The following is a 14834-nucleotide window of genomic DNA, read 5'->3' on the forward strand; positions in this document are numbered from 1 at the left end:
GAAATTCTCCTGAGGCGATCTTGCGCGAGTTCCGGACACGCCTTGGACCGGGTTCGTCGCGCCTTTGTGACGATTTTATTGCGCTTTTGTGACATCTGCGACGGGTGCATTCAAAGTTTCGCTGTCGGTCCTCACCGGATGGTCGCCGGGGGGCGCGGCAAATCGCGGTAATTCGACCCGAACCGTCGTGCCGACCCCGACCGTGCTTTCGAGGTTCAAAACCCCTCCATGCCGTTGAACGATATGCTTCACGATGGCGAGGCCCAGACCCGTTCCTCCCATCGCGCGGCTGCGACTCGAGTCGACACGGTAGAACCGCTCGGTGAGCCGGGGAAGATGCTCGGGCAGAATGCCATCCCCCTGATCCGTCACGCGCAATTCGACCATGTCCCGCTCGATCGGCTGGACGCTGACGGTGATCGGCGTGCCGGGGCTGCCATATTTGGCGGCATTGCTGATGAGATTGTGAAGGAGCTGGCTGAGCTGCGCGCGATCCCCCCTCACCAGCGGCAGGGCCGGGTCGACGTCGATCACGACGTCCTGCCCGCGCTTGTTCTGGCCCTGGCGGAAGACGGCCGCCACTTCCTCGACAAGCGATTGCAGCGCCACGGGCTGATCGGGCAATCGATATTTGTCCGCCTCGATGCGGGAGAGGGACATCAGGTCGTCGACCAGCCGCTGCATTCGCCGCGCTTCGCCGTCCATGATGGTGAGAAACCGCTCGCGCGTGGCCTGATCCGCGCCGGCAACCGGGTCGCGCAGCGTTTCGATGAAGCCCAATATGCCGGCGAGGGGCGTGCGCAGCTCGTGGCTGGCATTCGCCACGAAGTCGACGCGCATGCGCTCGGTGGCCTGCCGCCCGCTCTGGTCGAACAGCATCACCAGCAGGCGCTGTCCCGTGATCGGCTGGATGTCGAGTTCCCAGCTCTGCTCGGCGGCGCCAAGGCCCACGATCTCGATCCGGGCCGGACCCGTCGTGGCCCGGGCGCCTGCCAGCAGGTCGATCGCGGCGGGGTGGCGCAGCGCGAGTCGAACGTCCTGGCCGAGGATATGGCGGCCCAGCAGCGCGAGCCCGGCCTCATTGCAGCGCTCGATGCGTCCGGCATGCACGATGAGCGAGGGATGGGGCAATGCGCGCAACAGGGCATCGATGTCGTCCAGCTCCGTCCCGCCCTTGGAGGCAGCGGGCATGCGGACAGCCGTCGAGACCGTCCGGCGCTCCACGGCGTCGAACAACATGGCGACCCCGAACAGACCGCCGACGGCGCAAACGAGCGTCGCTTCCCAGCTGCTGGTGATCAGAAACACGAGAATGGCTGCCGCAGTCCCGGAAAGGCACAGGGTCCAGATCGATCGGTCGATACGGCTCATGGCCGCAGCCCCTAGATTATTTTGCCAAAGACTGCGATGCCGAATAAAAGGCACGACCGATTGGCGTGTAGGGGCATGAGGGCGAAAGCATGAGCGAGAGCAACCGGCCGGAGTCCCCGGATCAGCCCGCACAGGGGGCGGGCGAGGCCGGGGCAACGTCGCGGCGGCAATTGCTGCGCATGGGCGCCGTGGCGGGGACCGTCGTACTGACCATACAGCCGGGCATCGCCCAGGCCGCGACGTCCGTGCTCACCTGCACCATTCCCGTGCCGGACCCGGCAAGAGCGGGGCAGGCGATCGCGCCGGACGGAACCACCGTCACGCGCGGCACGTCCGGCGCCTTTCCGGGCGGGCGCGTTTTCACGGGAGAAGATGTGCGGTCGGGCCTTCGCGGCGGCAATTTGCCCGGAACCGGTTATGAGGAAGGCCAGGCCTATCTCAATTACATCCGTCGCCTGCGCCACGGCCGAAGCGGCTTCACCTGCTATGCGTCGCTGATGGCCGCCCGCTAGGCGGGCAGAAAGGATGGCGGGGATGATCTACCGGGCGGAGCCGCCGGGCCAGATCCTGCTCGAAAGCCTGGGGCCTATCGATGCCCTTTTCCACAAGCGCTCGGGCGCTACGCATCTCGTGGCGGCGCCGGTGCCGCAGATCCTTGCCGCGCTTGCGGAAGGCCCGGCGGATATCGATGTCCTGCTGGCGCGGCTGGCCACCCGGTTCGATCTGGAGGGCGAGGCGGTTGCCGTGCAGGATGCCTTGCAAGCGCGCCTTGCGGAACTCGCGGCGCTCGGCCTCGTCCATGGCGACCGGCCGGCGGCGGGCTGACGGCGGCGGTGCGCCACGAGATCGCTCTTGGCATCGGTCCGGTCATTTTTCGGGTCGGCTCGGCCTGGCCTGAGCCGGTGCGGCAACTCGCGGCCCTGTATGCCGCTTATCCGCCGGTCGATCCTGCCCGGCGCGTGCCTGATTTCACCGTGCGGCTGCAGCCGACCCGTCCCTGGCGACGGCTGATCCGGCCTTCCATCTTCGTGGCCGGCGATCACTGGCTGCCCGATGCTGCCCCGATGGCGCTGGCGCACGGCCTGCTGGCGGCCGAGATGGGCATGAACCTGCAGATGGCGCTGGGATGGCGGCGGCATGTCCTTCTCCATGCGTCCTGCGTGGAGAAAGAGGGGCGCGCCATCGTCATCACCGGCGAGTCCGGCAGCGGCAAGTCCACGCTCGCGGCGCTGCTGGGGGAGCGCGGCTGGCGCCTGATGGGCGACGAGTTCGCCTTGCTCGATCCCGCGAGCGGCGCCGTGTTCGGCTTCCCGCGTCTCATCAGCCTGAAGAACGAAGCCATCGACGTGGCCACCGCCGGCATCGATCCGCGGCGGCTCGGGCCGCGCCTTGAGGGAACGGCGAAAGGCGCGATCCGCCATCTCGTTCCGGCGGCGAACGCGATCGCGCGCATGGCCGAACCTGCCGAGCCCGCGCTGCTGCTCATGCCGCGTTTCGGATATGCGGCTGCGCAGAGGCCGGTGGACTCGGGCGAGGCCTTCATGCGGCTGACCGAAGCCTCGACCAATTATGTCGCGCTCGGCGAAGCGGGCTTCAGGGCGCTGACCCGCTTCGTGCGCCATGTGCCTGCCGTTGCGCTCGATTATCCGGACAGTGCGACCGCGCTCGACCAGGTGGATACCCTGTGGAGCGGGCTCGCATGAGGGCGGCGTGGCTGCTTGTCGCCGTGCTGCGCGATCCTGCGCTGGCGGAGCGGCTGAATGCTCGCGACTGGACGGCGCTGCTCACCGCAGCCCGGGCGGAGCGCCTGATCGGTACGCTGGCCGAGAAGCTGGACGGCGGCCTCCCTGTGCCCGAGGACGTCGCCGCCATTCTCGCTGATGCGCGCGTGGATGCACTGCGCGACCGACAGCAGGCCTTGTGGGAAATCGATCGCGCCATGGCCGCGCTCGCGCCGCTGGAATGCCCGGTCGTGCTGCTCAAGGGCAGCGCGTTCGTGGCGGCGGGCCTGCTCGCGGGGCAGGGGCGGGCGATCGGCGATCTCGACATTCTCGTGCCGCGCGACCGGCTGGATGCGGTCGAGGCGGCGCTGCTTGCCGCCGGCTGGGAATGGGTCAAGCCGGACCCCTATGATGATGCTTATTATCGGCGATGGATGCATGAGTTGCCGCCGCTCATCCATGTCGAGCGGGACCGGATGATCGATGTTCACCACACGATTCTGCCCCTCACTGCCCGGCGGCGGCCGGACGCGGCGGGGCTGATCGCGCAGGCCGTGGACCTGCCCCGCTCAGGCGACGGAAGGCCATCAGCGCGCGTGCTGCGGGTCGAGGACATGCTCTGCCATGCCGCCGCACACCTGCTCGCCGACGGGGACCTGACCGGCGGGCTGAGAAACCTCTGGGATATCCATTGCCTCATCATGGAGTATCGCGAGGCGCCGGGCTTCTGGGAAGCGCTGGCCGCGCGCGCCGCGCATCATGATCTGACCGGTCCTGTGCGGCGCGCGGTGCGCCTTTCCGCGCGCATCTTCGGGACCGACATAGCCCGGTCATGGCGCCAGAGCCGCTTCACGGACAGCCTGTTCGCTGCCCGGCTCACTTGCCGGACGGGATGGGGCACCGAGAGCCGCCCCCTCCTGCGACAGGGCTTCTACATCCGCTCGCACCTGCTGCGCATGCCGCCGCTCATGCTCGCCAGGCACCTCTGGACGAAGTGGCGCAAGGGATATCGGCTGGCCGGCTGAGTGCGGCCCCGCATGCCCGCCCGCGTCAGGACCAGCGCTCCAGGAGCGGCACAAGCTCGTCATAATGATCGATGCCGGCATCGGCGCCGAGTTCCTCGGCCGTGCAGGCGACGAAGCCGAAGCTGACTGCGATGGAGGGAATGCCCGCCGCGCGCGCGGCGATGGTGTCATTGTCCGTATCGCCCAGGAAGATCGCGCGTCCGCCGCCTGCGCGCGTCACCATCTCGTCGACCAGATCGGGCAGGGGCTTGAGGCGATTCGGCCCCAGCGTGTCGCCGCCGACGATCGCGGCGAAGCGCGGCGCGAGGCCCAGCGTCTCCAGCAGCGGGCGGGCGAGATATTCCCGCTTGTTGGTGCAGACCGCCAGCCGCACGCCCCGGGCCTCAAGCACGTCCATCGCCTCGATCAGCCCGGGATAGGGCCGGGTGTGGACGGCGATATTGGCAGCATAATGGTCCAGCATGATCGGCTGGAGCGCGTCGAGCAGTGCTTCGTCCGTGACGCCGGCGATGGCGAGTGCCCGCTCCAGCATGCGCCGCGCGCCGCGCCCGATGAAGGGGCGGATCGTCTCCACCGGAAACGGGCCATGGCCGAGCGTGCCAAGCGCGTGATTGACCGCAGCGGTCAGGTCGGCGCTCGTATCGAGCAATGTGCCATCCAGGTCGAAGCCGACGATATCGAAGGGAATTTTGGTCATCGGGCTCCCCATGCCCGTTGTGCGGTGGCGCGATCAAGCCAAACATGGCAAGGGCGCGGGGCGACAAGGCGCCGGTGTCCGGTGGCTTCGTGCAGAGCGGCCGACGGCCGGCATGCGGAGCGGCGTCTCCGCTGGGCCGCGCGGGCGAAATGCTCTTCATGGCCACCGGGGCAGGGGCGCCTTTTGCCCGGGAGAAGCGGGCGCGGGAAGGCGGACCCGCGTCCCGATCGGCGCGAAGGCGGCCCGATCCCCGTCCGTCGTCATTTGGTCCGGACATGCGGGGCTGTGCCTCCTCTCCGGTCAGGGAGGATAGCGAATCGTGTCCACGTCGCCTCATGCGCCGCTTGCCGTCATCATTCTTGCCGCCGGGCAGGGAACCCGCATGAAGTCGCGCGTCCACAAGGTTCTGCATCCCGTGGCGGGGCGGCCGATGCTGCTGCATCTGCTGGCCAGTGCGGGCGAACTGGCCCCCGCGCGGCAAGTCGTCGTGGTGGGGGCCGGCCGCGAGCAGGTGGAGCGCGCGGTCGCGGGCAAGGGCGTCGACATCGCCGTGCAGGCGCAGCAACTCGGCACGGGCCATGCCGTGGCGCAGGCGAAGGAGGCTCTGGTGGGCTTCGAGGGCGATGTCCTCATTCTCTACGGGGACGTGCCGCTGGTGCGCGCGGAAACGATGCAGGCCATGGTCCGCCGCCTGCACGGAGCGGACGATCCCGCCTGCGTGGTGCTTGGCTTCCGGCCCGCCGACGCGGCGGCTTATGGTCGCATCATCGCGGATGCGGACGGGCGCATCGCGCGCATGGTCGAGTTCAAGGATGCCGATGAGGCGGAGCGCGCGGTCGATCTGTGCAACAGCGGCCTCATGGCCGTGCGCTCGGCCGATCTCTTCGCGCTGCTAGAGCGGGTGGGCAATGACAATGCGGCGGGCGAATATTATCTGCCGGACATCGTGATGCTGGCCGCGTCCGACGGCCACGCGAGCGCGGTGATCGAGACGGACGCGCACGAGGTCGCCGGCGTCAACAGCCGCGCGGAACTGGCCGCGGTGGAAGCGATCTGGCAGGACCGCCGGCGCGCGGAGGCGATGCGCGAGGGCGTGACGCTGGTGGCGCCCGGGACCGTGTTCTTCGCGCATGATACGCAGATCGCGGCGGATGTGACGATCGAGCCAAATGTGGTTTTCGGGCCCGGCGTGCGGATCGAGGAAGGCGCGGTGATCCATGCCTTCTGTCATCTGGAAGGCGCGCGTGTGGGGCCGGGCGTCTCGGTCGGTCCCTATGCGCGGCTGCGGCCCGGCGCGGTGCTCGAGGAGAAGGCCCGCGTCGGCAATTTCGTCGAGATCAAGAATGCCACGCTCGGCAAGGGGGCCAAGGCGAATCACCTTTCCTATGTCGGCGATGCGACGGTGGGCGAGGAGGTGAACATCGGCGCCGGCACGATCACCTGCAATTATGACGGCTATTTCAAGCACCAGACGATCATCGGCGACCGGGCCTTCATCGGTTCGAACAGCGCTCTGATCGCGCCGGTGAAGATCGGGCGCGACGCGATCGTCGCGGCCGGCAGCGCCGTCTCGCGGGACGTGGCGGACGGGGAATTGCGGCTCGTCCGGGCCGAACAGCTCGTCAAGCCGGGCTGGGCGGACCGCTTCCATGACGCCATGCGCAAGAAGAAGGCCGCCGACAAGAAGACGGATTAGGCGCCGCGGACGAATGCGGGGGCCGCGCGTCATCGGGTGCCCGGCGCCTGTTCGCGTCCAGCGCCCGCTATCGCTGCGCCCAAATGATGGTGCAGTGCGACAAAATGGGATGATTTCGTTGTCCGATGACGAAATTATGCAATCGTTTCTTCGCCAGCCATGCCAGACCAGCGTCCGCGACGGGCTTTGGTCCGGGCGCGGAATCGCTCGTCCGGATGAGTGTGGGGCTCCTTGGACAGCGTTTCACCGCGTTTCCCGAGCTGGCGCGCTGGCTCGACATCACGTCTCCGTGGGAGGTGCGCGAGAGCGCATGCGAGGCGTTCATGTGGGAAGGGGAGAGGGCGGCGCCTGCGCCGCCCTCTCTTCAGCCGGTGGGCCGGGCGCCAGACGGTCCCGCCATATCCTCAGCGCTCCACTTTCGCGTCGCTGCTCATCAGCAGCGCGACGGGACGAAGCGTCGGCACCACGCGGCACAGATCGACAAGGAGCGCGGTGAGCGGCGTCGCCAGGAGCGTGCCTGCCGCGCCCCAGGCCCATGTCCAGACGAGCAGCGAGACGAGCACTACCAGCGAGGAGAGCGCCATCTGCTTCCCCATCACGCGCGGATCGACATAATTGCCCATGATCTGCTCGATCACCAGCAGGCCGGCGGCAATGACCAGCGCCGTGCCGACATCGCGCGTTATCGCGACATAAGCAGCGGGCAGCGCCCCGGCGATGATCGATCCGATCGTCGGAATGAAATTCAGCAGCAGCGCGAGCAGGCCCCAGGTGAGGAGCAGATCGACTCCGAAGAAAGAAAGCCATAGCGCATAGAGAGCGCCGGTGACCGCGCCCAGCAGCAGGCGCACCAGCATGAAGCGCCGAAGTTGGGCGCCGGCCTGTTCGATGGCATCGAGCCAGGCCCCGTCCCCCCCGAGCGCTTCCATCTTCCGGCGCCAGACCGGACCTTCGAGCAGCATCAGCAGCACGAGGAAGAGGATGAGCACAAGGCCGGTCACGATGGTGGCGGTGGTTCCCAGCAGGCCTTGCGTGATGGTGAACGCCGGTTCCATCAGGCGCGCGGCGAGCCCCTGCAATTGCTCCGGTTCCATGAGGGAGGCGCCGAGCAGGGCGTCGCCGCCACTTTGCGCCAGCTGCTTGGTTCGCTCGGCGACGGCGGGCGCCATCGAGACAATCTGGCCACCGGCGATGGAAAGGCCCGCGCCCAGCGCGACGATGAGCGCAAGGACGAGGCCTGTTGCGGCAAGCGGGCCGAGCCAGCCCAGGGAGGGCGGCACGGCGCGGCTGATGCGCTTTGCGAGGGGGGCGACCGCCAGCGCAGCGAGCAACGCCGCGACGACCGGCACCGCGACCATCGCGGTGGCGCGCAATGTCCACGCGACGACTAGCACGGCGATGAGCGCGAGCAGGGCGTTGCGGGTCGGCAGGGCCATCGGGATGCGCTTTCTTTGCTGGCGAAGAGGAAGACCGGCGCTGTGCGGCCGGAGCCGCGTCTTCGAACGGCTCCCGGAACGGAATGCCGGGGCGCGCGGCAAGTTCCCTTGCACCGGAGGGCGAATGACGGGGAACGATCCCGTCCCGGGCCCGTAATGAACCGGAAAGACCGGTCCTTCGGGATCATGAAGGGAGGCGCCAGCAGCATGGCAGGGAAGCCCATTGTCCTCATCACGGGCGCCGCCGGCAATGTCGGCCGCTCGCTCGCCACCGCGCTGCGGGAGCACTACCGGATCGTCGGGCTCGATGTGAAGAGCGGCGACACCGATTATCCCGTGCTCGAAGTCGACCTGACCGACAAGGCAAGTGTCGAAAACGTGCTGCGCCGGGTGCGGGAGGAGCATGGCGAGCGGATCGCCAGCGTCGTGCATCTCGCGGCCTATTTCGATTTCACCGGCGAGGATGCGCCGCAATATCGCGCGGTCAACGTGGAGGGCAGCCGCAACCTCGTGGAAGCGCTCCGCGATTTCGAGGTGGAGCAGTTCCTCTATTCCGGCACGATGCTGGTCCATGAACCCGGGCAGCCCGGCGAGCGCATCGACGAGTCCCAGCCCATTGCGCCCGGCTGGGCCTATCCCCGGTCGAAGGCGGAAGCCGAAGCCGCCATCAGCGCTGCACGCGGCGACATGCCGGTGGTCTTCCTGCATCTCGCCGGCCTGTACGACGAGCGCAGCTCGGTTCCGACCTTCGCGAATCAGATCGCCCGCATCTACGAGCGGGATTTCCAGAGCCATCTCTATTCCGGCGATACCGATGCCGGGCAGGCGATGGTCCATCGCGAGGACATGATCGACGCCTTCGTGCGGACGATCGACCGGCGCGATCGGTTGCCCGGGGAGACGGTCATCCTGGTCGGCGAGCCGGATGCGATCGGCTATGCGGACTTGCAGGATCGGCTGGGCTGCCTGATCCATGGCGAGGAAGACTGGGCGACGCTGCGCGTTCCCGCCCCGGTCGCTGCTGCGGGCGCATGGGCGCAGGACAAGGCGGAGCCGCTCGTGCCCGACGCGCTGGATGGCGGCGAGAAGCCCTTCATCCAGCCCTTCATGACGCGCATGGCGAGCGATCATTATGCGCTGGACATCAGCCGGGCCCGCGATCTGCTGGGGTGGGAGCCGCGCCACCGGCTTGCCGACAAGCTGCCCGCGATCGTCGCCACGCTGAAGGAAGATCCGGCCGGCTGGTATGAGGCAAACCGCGTCCCGCCGCCCGCCTTCGTTGCCGAAGCGCAGGATGTCGGCCTGCATGCCGAGACGCTGCGCGCCGATCATGAGACCTGGCTGCGCACGGTCCATGGCGAATGGCGCTGGGCGCATTTCGTCAACATGGCGCTGGGCTTCTGGATCCTCGTGCAGCCGGTGATCGTACAGGTGACGGAGCCGGCGCTGTTCTGGTCCGAGATCGTGCTGGGCGCCGCGCTCATGCTGTTCTCGGGTCTTTCCCTCTCCTGGCGCATGGGCTGGGCGCGCTGGGCGAGCGCGGCCGTGGCGGCGGGCATCATGGCGGTGCCGTTTCTGTTCTGGACGAGCAATCCGGCAGCTTTCATTTCCGACACTTTGGTCGGCGCCTTCGCCTTCGGCCTCGCGGTGGGAACCCGGCCGGAGCCGGGCCCCTCCATGGTCGCCGCGATGACCGGACCGGACATTCCCCCCGGCTGGAGCTACAATCCCTCGACCTGGACGCAGCGCGTGCCGATCATCGTCCTCGCGCTCGTCGGCCTGCTGGTGGCGCGCTATCTCACCGCGTACCAGCTCGGGCAGATCGACAGCGTGTGGGAGCCGTTCTTCCCCGGCCTGCCGGACGACCCCGCCAAGAACGGGACCGAGGCGGTCATCACCTCGCATGTCTCGGAGGCTTTCCCCATCCCCGATGCGGCGCTGGGCGGCTACACCTATGCGTTGGAGATCGTGACCGGCATCGTGGGCTCGCGCGCGCGCTGGCGCACCATGCCCTGGCTGGTCTTCCTGTTCGGGCTGATGATCGCGCCGCTCGGCGTGGTCTCCATCCTGTTCGTCATCATCCAGCCGGTGGTCATCGGTACATGGGCGACGCTCACGCTCGTCGGCGCGGCCGCGATGCTCATCCAGATACCCTATTCGCTCGACGAGCTGCTCGCGACGCTGCAATTCGTGCGGCGCCGCGCGAAGGCGGGGCGGCCTTGGCTGCGGGTGTTCCTGTTCGGCGATACCGATGAAGGCCCGCGCCCGACGCGTGAAGACGAGTTCGATCGCGGCGCCGGGGAAATCGTTCGCGACATGTGGGCAGGCGGGGTCAATCTGCCGTGGAATCTCGCGCTGGCTGGCCTGCTTGCGGCCTCCTTGCTGTTCACCCGTCTGACCTTCGGCGCGCAGGGCGCGATGGCCCATGCCGATCACATCATCGGCTTCCTTGCCCTCACCGTCATTTCGCTCGCAGCCGCCGAAATGGCGCGGGCCTTGCGCTACCTGCTCATTCCCCTCGGTGGCGCGCTGGCCGCAGCGCCGTTCCTGCTCGGGGCGGATGGCGCGCACACCGCCGCGAGCGTCGTCATCGGCATTGCGCTGGCCTTGCTCAGCCTGCGTCGTGGACCGGTGCACGAGCATTATGGGCAGTGGGATCGGTTGATCGTCTGAGCCGGGGGGAGGGGCCGGCCCCCCCGCGCCTTCACTGGGAGAGCAGCGCGGGGAGGGCCTGCCAGAGGATGGCGACGCCGCCGAGCAGCAGCCCCCCGAGCGTGGATTGACGGCGCCAGCGCTCGTGGCCATCGACCGGCGCCGCCCGCCACAGCCTGAGGAAGATCGCAGCGGCGATGCCAAGCGCCGCCAGCGTCAGGATGGCGACCGCAATGCGCGGAGCGATCCCTTCGCCCCAGAACTCGCCGATGCCGTAGAGAAGGAAGAAATGCCCGGCCCACAGGACGAGCCCGGACAGCAGGATCAGCCAGCCGCGCATCTCAGCCCGCCCCGATCAGGCGGCTGAACACCGAGCCGACGAGGCCTTCCGCCGCCGCGAAGGCAATGAACAGCGCGCAGACGTCAACCGTCGTGTTGGCCGGCACGCTGACGAGCCCGCGCAGCACGCGCGCGACGCAATATCCGGCCATGAGCCCGCCGACTGCGAACGTGCAGCCTTGCAGGAGCTGGATGGCATAGACGATCGCGGCCTGCCCGCTCATCTGGGGATGAAGGCCCGTGGCCATCCACTGGCCATTGTCCAGAGCCAGCGCGAGCGCGCCGCACGCCACGGCACCGACCAGAGCGCCGCTCGCCCAGCCGGCTCCGATCCGGAGCAGCCGGCGCGTCGCCACCGCGAGCGCAAGCGCGAGGCCGTGCAGCGCGAGCGTCGGCAGGGCGGCCAGGAGCGAGGGCGGCGCGCTCCAGAAGTCCGGCTGATTGGAGCGCAGATAAGCCAGGCCGAACAGGGCCATGGCGAACATCATGCCCAGCACGACGAGCAGCGTGACGGTCGCCCACCATCCGAGGGAGGACGGGCCGGTTACATAAGTCGGCACCTGGATGCCCGCGCCGATGTCCACGCGCTCCATCGGAAGGCGCCGGTCCGTGTCCCACAGCCAGCGCAGAATGGCGATGACCGCGAGGATCGCGCTCGCGAAGCCGAACGCATAGGCCTGCACCGTGAGGGACAGAAAGAAGCCGGCCGTGAATACCGCGGCGGCCAGTGGCCAGGCCGATGGCGTCGGCATGATCTGGAGATATTGCGGTTCCGCGCGGAGCGGGCTGGTGACCATCGTTTCACGCAGGCCGGTCGCCGAACCAGGCAGGAAATAGCGCCCCTGCGCCACGTCGTCCGCCAGCGCGGGATCTCTCCAGAGCGGTTGCCGGCTGTCGACGATCGGGATCGACCGGGCCGAATAGAGTTTCGTCGGCAGCCATTCGAGCGTGCCCGCGCCATGGACGTTCCCCGCATTGCCGCCGCCCGGCGCAAGACGGAAATTGCGCAGCAGATCGATGACGAACAGCAGGACGCCGGCCGCGAACATGAACGCGCCGATGGTGGAAATGAGGTTGGGCAGGTCCCAGCCATGTTCCGGCAGATAGGTATAGACGCGCCGGGGCATGCCCATGAACCCCGTGAGGTGCATCGGCATGAAGGCGATGTTCATGCCCAGGAACATCAGGCCGAACACCCATCTGGCCAGCCGCTCCGAGAGGGCGCGGCGGCTTATCATGGGCACCCAGTGGTAGAAGGCGGCGAACAGCGGGAACACCATCCCGCCGATCAGCACATAATGGAAATGGGCGACGATGAAGTAGGTATCGTGCACTTGCCAGTCGAACGGAACGAGCGCGACCATGACGCCGGTGAGGCCGCCGGTGACGAAGATGATGATACTGCCGAGCACGAACAGGCCGGGGCCATTGTAGCGCGGCCGGCCGGTGGCGAGCGTCGCGATCCAGGAGAAGACCTGGATGCCGGCCGGCACGCTCACCGCCATGGACGCGGCCGAGAAGAAGCCCGTCGTCATCGGCGGCATGCCGGTCGTGAACATGTGGTGCGCCCAGACGCCGAAGCTGATGAAGCCGGTCCCCAGCATCGCCAGCACGATGAGCCGGTAACCGACGAGCTCGGTGCGCGCGACGACCGGCACGATCATGCTCATCATGCCCGCCGCAGGCAGGAAGATGATGTAGACTTCCGGGTGCCCGAAGAACCAGAAAAGATGCTGCCAGAGCAACGGGTCGCCCCCGCGCGCGGATTCGAAGAAGGGCCAGTTGAAGGCGCGTTCGATCTCCAGCAGCAGGGTGGCGAGAATGACGCTCGGGAAAGCGATGATGATCATCACCGCGAAGACCAGCATCGCCCAGGCGAAGATCGGCATCTTGTCCAGCGTCATGCCCGGCGCGCGGGTGCGTAGCACGCCGACGATGATCTCGATGGCGCCCGCAATCGCGCTGATCTCGATGAAGCCGATGCCGAGCAGCCAGAAATCGGTATTGATGCCGGGCGAAAAGGCCTTGGACGTGAGCGGCGGGTACATGAACCAGCCGCCATCCGGCGCGAGGCCCACGAAGAGCGAGGCGAAGAAGCACAGGCCGCCCACCGCATAGGCCCAGAAGGCATAAGCCGAGAGGCGCGGGAAAGGCAGGTCGCGCGCGGCCAGCATCTGCGGCAGCAGCAGCACGGCCGCCGCTTCCACCGCGGGCACCGCGAAGAGGAACATCATCACCGTGCCATGCATGGTGAAGACCTGATTGTAGGTCTCCTGCGGCAGCACGTCGAGCAGCGGCGCCGCAAGCTGGACCCGCATCAGCAGGCCGAGAATCCCCGCCAGCAGGAAAAACAGGAACGCAATGCCGACATAATAGACGCCGACATAATTGTTGTTGACGACGGTGAGATATTCGAGCCCCCGGGGCTTGCACCAGATGCGGCGCAGCGTCTCTTCCTCTTCCGGGGGACGCGGCTCGCGCGTGGGGAAACGCGCGTAGAGTGCGGGATCGAAACCGGTCTCGGAGGTCACTGGCGCGTCGCCAGATAGTCGCCGAGCGCGCGCAGCTCCTCGCCCGAAAACTGATGATAGGCCGGCATGCGGTTGGCTGGCTTGATCGCCTGGCTGTCGGCGATCCAGCCATTCAGCGTGCCCGGATTATTGGGGAGGATGCCTGCGCCCAGCGTGCGGCGCGTGCCGACATGCGTGAGATCCGGCCCGGCGAGGCCGTTCGCTTCCGTGCCCCGGATCGTGTGGCAGGCCGCGCAGCCGCTGGAGAGGAACAGGGCGGCGCCGCGCGCGGCGGTGCTGCCCGGCGCGGGCGCGGGTGCCGGGCGTCGGCTGGCCTGCCAGCGCGCGAAATCGTCCGGCGCATGCGCAATGACGACGAAGCCCATGAGGGCATGAGGGCCGCCGCAATATTCGGCGCATTGCCCCCAATAGACACCCGGCTTGTCGGCCTGGATCAGCAGGCGGTTGGTGCGGCCCGGGATCATGTCCATCTTTCCGCTGAGGCGCGGCACCCAGAAGCTGTGGATCACGTCCGCCGCGTCCAGCTCCAGCAGCACCGGCTCCCCGACGGGGATGTGCAGTTCGTTGGCGTCACGCAGGGTTTCGCGGCCGCTCTGGTCGAGATAATGCACGCGCCACCACCACATCTCGCCGATCACCCGCACGCGCATTTCCGTGCCGGTGACGCGGTGGGCGGAAAGATGGCTGGTCAGCGAAAGGCCCCAGATCAGCAGGCCGCTCAGCACGACGACGGGGAAGGCAAAGCCGCCGATCCAGATCGCTTTCTCGCCGCCTAGTTTCGCCTTGAGCGTTGGCGTGCCGAACAGCGCGATCCAGAGCGCGGCGAGCACGACGCCGAGGACAGCGAAGCCGCCGGCCAGCAGCACCCATGCGAGCGTCGTCACCGGCTCCGAGAACGGACCGGCCGGGTCCAGAACGGGTGGCAGCCAGCCATTCCCCGTCGCCGAGACTGGCGCCTCAGCGCGCACGGAAGCTTTGCAGCCAAGCCGCGATGTCGCGAGCCTCCTCGTCCTTCATCGGGATGGCGGGCATGGCGGTGCCGGGCGCGATCGACGGCGCATCGCGAACGAAGCGGGCAAGCTGCTCGGGTCGATTGGGCACGCGGCCCGCGATCAGCGCACGGTCCCCATAGCCATGAAGATCCGGCCCGACGCGTCCCTGCGGCCAGCCGATGCCCGGCATCGTGTGGCAGGCGCCGCAGCCCAGCCGCGCCGCAGCGTCCTGCCCGCGCGCGATTGCCTGGGCGTCCGCCTCGCGCGGCCGAAGCTCGGCCGGCTTGCAGGCGCCAAGTGCTGTGGTCGTCAGTCCGATTGCCGCCATCAAGACGATTCCCCTTGGGCGGAGCATGATTGTCCCCGAGTCTGCG

General features: G+C 68.1%; 13 protein-coding genes. 6 read left to right on the forward strand and 7 right to left on the reverse strand.

Translation table 11 applies throughout. From position 1 onward, the window contains the following. Positions 1-75 precede the first annotated feature (75 nt). Positions 76-1371: a sensor histidine kinase gene (locus SLG_RS04405; protein WP_014075220.1), complete on the reverse strand. Its 1296-nt coding sequence runs from the start codon at positions 1369-1371 to the stop codon at positions 76-78. 89 nt (positions 1372-1460) lie between these two features. On the opposite strand from SLG_RS04405, the gene SLG_RS04410 reads away from it, so the two are divergent. Genes SLG_RS04410 through SLG_RS04425 form a run of 4 tightly spaced genes read left to right on the forward strand, consistent with a single transcriptional unit; the run spans position 1461 to position 4117 of the window. Continuing rightward, positions 1461-1883: a hypothetical protein gene (locus tag SLG_RS04410; RefSeq protein ID WP_014075221.1), complete on the forward strand. Its 423-nt coding sequence runs from the start codon at positions 1461-1463 to the stop codon at positions 1881-1883. Between the two features lie 22 nt (positions 1884-1905). Continuing rightward, on the forward strand, positions 1906-2196 hold the full coding sequence (locus tag SLG_RS04415) for an HPr-rel-A system PqqD family peptide chaperone (protein WP_041391723.1): 291 nt from the start codon (positions 1906-1908) through the stop codon (positions 2194-2196). 8 nt (positions 2197-2204) lie between these two features. Then, positions 2205-3074 (forward strand): HprK-related kinase A, encoded by an 870-nt coding sequence (locus SLG_RS04420; protein ID WP_014075223.1) that lies wholly within the window; start codon positions 2205-2207, stop codon positions 3072-3074. Next, positions 3071-4117 carry a nucleotidyltransferase domain-containing protein gene (locus tag SLG_RS04425; RefSeq protein ID WP_014075224.1) on the forward strand — a complete coding sequence of 349 codons (1047 nt, stop codon included), beginning with the start codon at positions 3071-3073 and terminating at the stop codon, positions 4115-4117. Before SLG_RS04420 ends, SLG_RS04425 begins: the two co-directional genes overlap by 4 nt. A 25-nt stretch (positions 4118-4142) precedes the next feature. Here the strand turns inward: SLG_RS04425 and SLG_RS04430 are convergent, their stop codons facing one another. Then, positions 4143-4814 (reverse strand): HAD hydrolase-like protein, encoded by a 672-nt coding sequence (locus SLG_RS04430; protein ID WP_014075225.1) that lies wholly within the window; start codon positions 4812-4814, stop codon positions 4143-4145. A gap of 319 nt (positions 4815-5133) precedes the next feature. Here SLG_RS04430 and glmU point away from each other — a divergent pair, with 319 nt between their 5' ends. After that, positions 5134-6510, forward strand: a complete 1377-nt coding sequence (gene glmU, locus SLG_RS04435; RefSeq protein ID WP_014075226.1) for a bifunctional UDP-N-acetylglucosamine diphosphorylase/glucosamine-1-phosphate N-acetyltransferase GlmU — start codon at positions 5134-5136, stop codon at positions 6508-6510. Between the two features lie 404 nt (positions 6511-6914). Here the strand turns inward: glmU and SLG_RS04440 are convergent, their stop codons facing one another. Continuing rightward, positions 6915-7946: an AI-2E family transporter gene (locus tag SLG_RS04440; RefSeq protein ID WP_014075227.1), complete on the reverse strand. Its 1032-nt coding sequence runs from the start codon at positions 7944-7946 to the stop codon at positions 6915-6917. A 207-nt stretch (positions 7947-8153) separates the two neighbouring features. On the opposite strand from SLG_RS04440, the gene SLG_RS04445 reads away from it, so the two are divergent. After that, positions 8154-10619 (forward strand): NAD-dependent epimerase/dehydratase family protein, encoded by a 2466-nt coding sequence (locus SLG_RS04445; protein WP_014075228.1) that lies wholly within the window; start codon positions 8154-8156, stop codon positions 10617-10619. 31 nt (positions 10620-10650) lie between these two features. Here SLG_RS04445 and SLG_RS04450 read toward each other — a convergent pair whose 3' ends face one another. From SLG_RS04450 to SLG_RS04465, 4 genes are read right to left on the reverse strand one after another with little or no spacing between them, the layout of a single operon-like run. Beyond that, positions 10651-10938: a hypothetical protein gene (locus SLG_RS04450; protein WP_014075229.1), complete on the reverse strand. Its 288-nt coding sequence runs from the start codon at positions 10936-10938 to the stop codon at positions 10651-10653. Between the two features lies 1 nt (position 10939). Continuing rightward, positions 10940-13468, reverse strand: coding sequence for a cbb3-type cytochrome c oxidase subunit I (locus SLG_RS04455; RefSeq protein WP_014075230.1), 2529 nt, complete (start codon positions 13466-13468; stop codon positions 10940-10942). Further along, entirely contained in the window at positions 13465-14436 is a 972-nt protein-coding gene (gene coxB, locus SLG_RS04460) for a cytochrome c oxidase subunit II (protein WP_014075231.1), read from the reverse strand. The genes SLG_RS04455 and coxB overlap by 4 nt, the downstream gene beginning before the upstream one ends. Next, positions 14426-14788, reverse strand: coding sequence for a c-type cytochrome (locus tag SLG_RS04465; RefSeq protein WP_148276486.1), 363 nt, complete (start codon positions 14786-14788; stop codon positions 14426-14428). The genes coxB and SLG_RS04465 overlap by 11 nt, the downstream gene beginning before the upstream one ends. Positions 14789-14834 lie beyond the last annotated feature (46 nt).

Origin of the sequence: Sphingobium sp. SYK-6 (assembly GCF_000283515.1) — a bacterium.
Lineage (GTDB): Bacteria > Pseudomonadota > Alphaproteobacteria > Sphingomonadales > Sphingomonadaceae > Sphingobium > Sphingobium lignivorans.

Bases quoted from the DNA above. Each gene is read 5' to 3' on its own strand.
- SLG_RS04405 (WP_014075220.1), bottom strand. From the start codon at position 1,371: ATGAGCCGTATCGACCGATCGATCTGGACCCTGTGCCTTTCCGGGACT.
- SLG_RS04410 (WP_014075221.1), top strand. From the start codon at position 1,461: ATGAGCGAGAGCAACCGGCCGGAGTCCCCGGATCAGCCCGCACAGGGG.
- SLG_RS04415 (WP_041391723.1), top strand. From the start codon at position 1,906: ATGATCTACCGGGCGGAGCCGCCGGGCCAGATCCTGCTCGAAAGCCTG.
- SLG_RS04425 (WP_014075224.1), top strand. From the start codon at position 3,071: ATGAGGGCGGCGTGGCTGCTTGTCGCCGTGCTGCGCGATCCTGCGCTG.
- SLG_RS04430 (WP_014075225.1), bottom strand. From the start codon at position 4,814: ATGACCAAAATTCCCTTCGATATCGTCGGCTTCGACCTGGATGGCACA.
- SLG_RS04440 (WP_014075227.1), bottom strand. From the start codon at position 7,946: ATGGCCCTGCCGACCCGCAACGCCCTGCTCGCGCTCATCGCCGTGCTA.
- SLG_RS04445 (WP_014075228.1), top strand. From the start codon at position 8,154: ATGGCAGGGAAGCCCATTGTCCTCATCACGGGCGCCGCCGGCAATGTC.
- SLG_RS04450 (WP_014075229.1), bottom strand. From the start codon at position 10,938: ATGCGCGGCTGGCTGATCCTGCTGTCCGGGCTCGTCCTGTGGGCCGGG.
- SLG_RS04465 (WP_148276486.1), bottom strand. From the start codon at position 14,788: ATGGCGGCAATCGGACTGACGACCACAGCACTTGGCGCCTGCAAGCCG.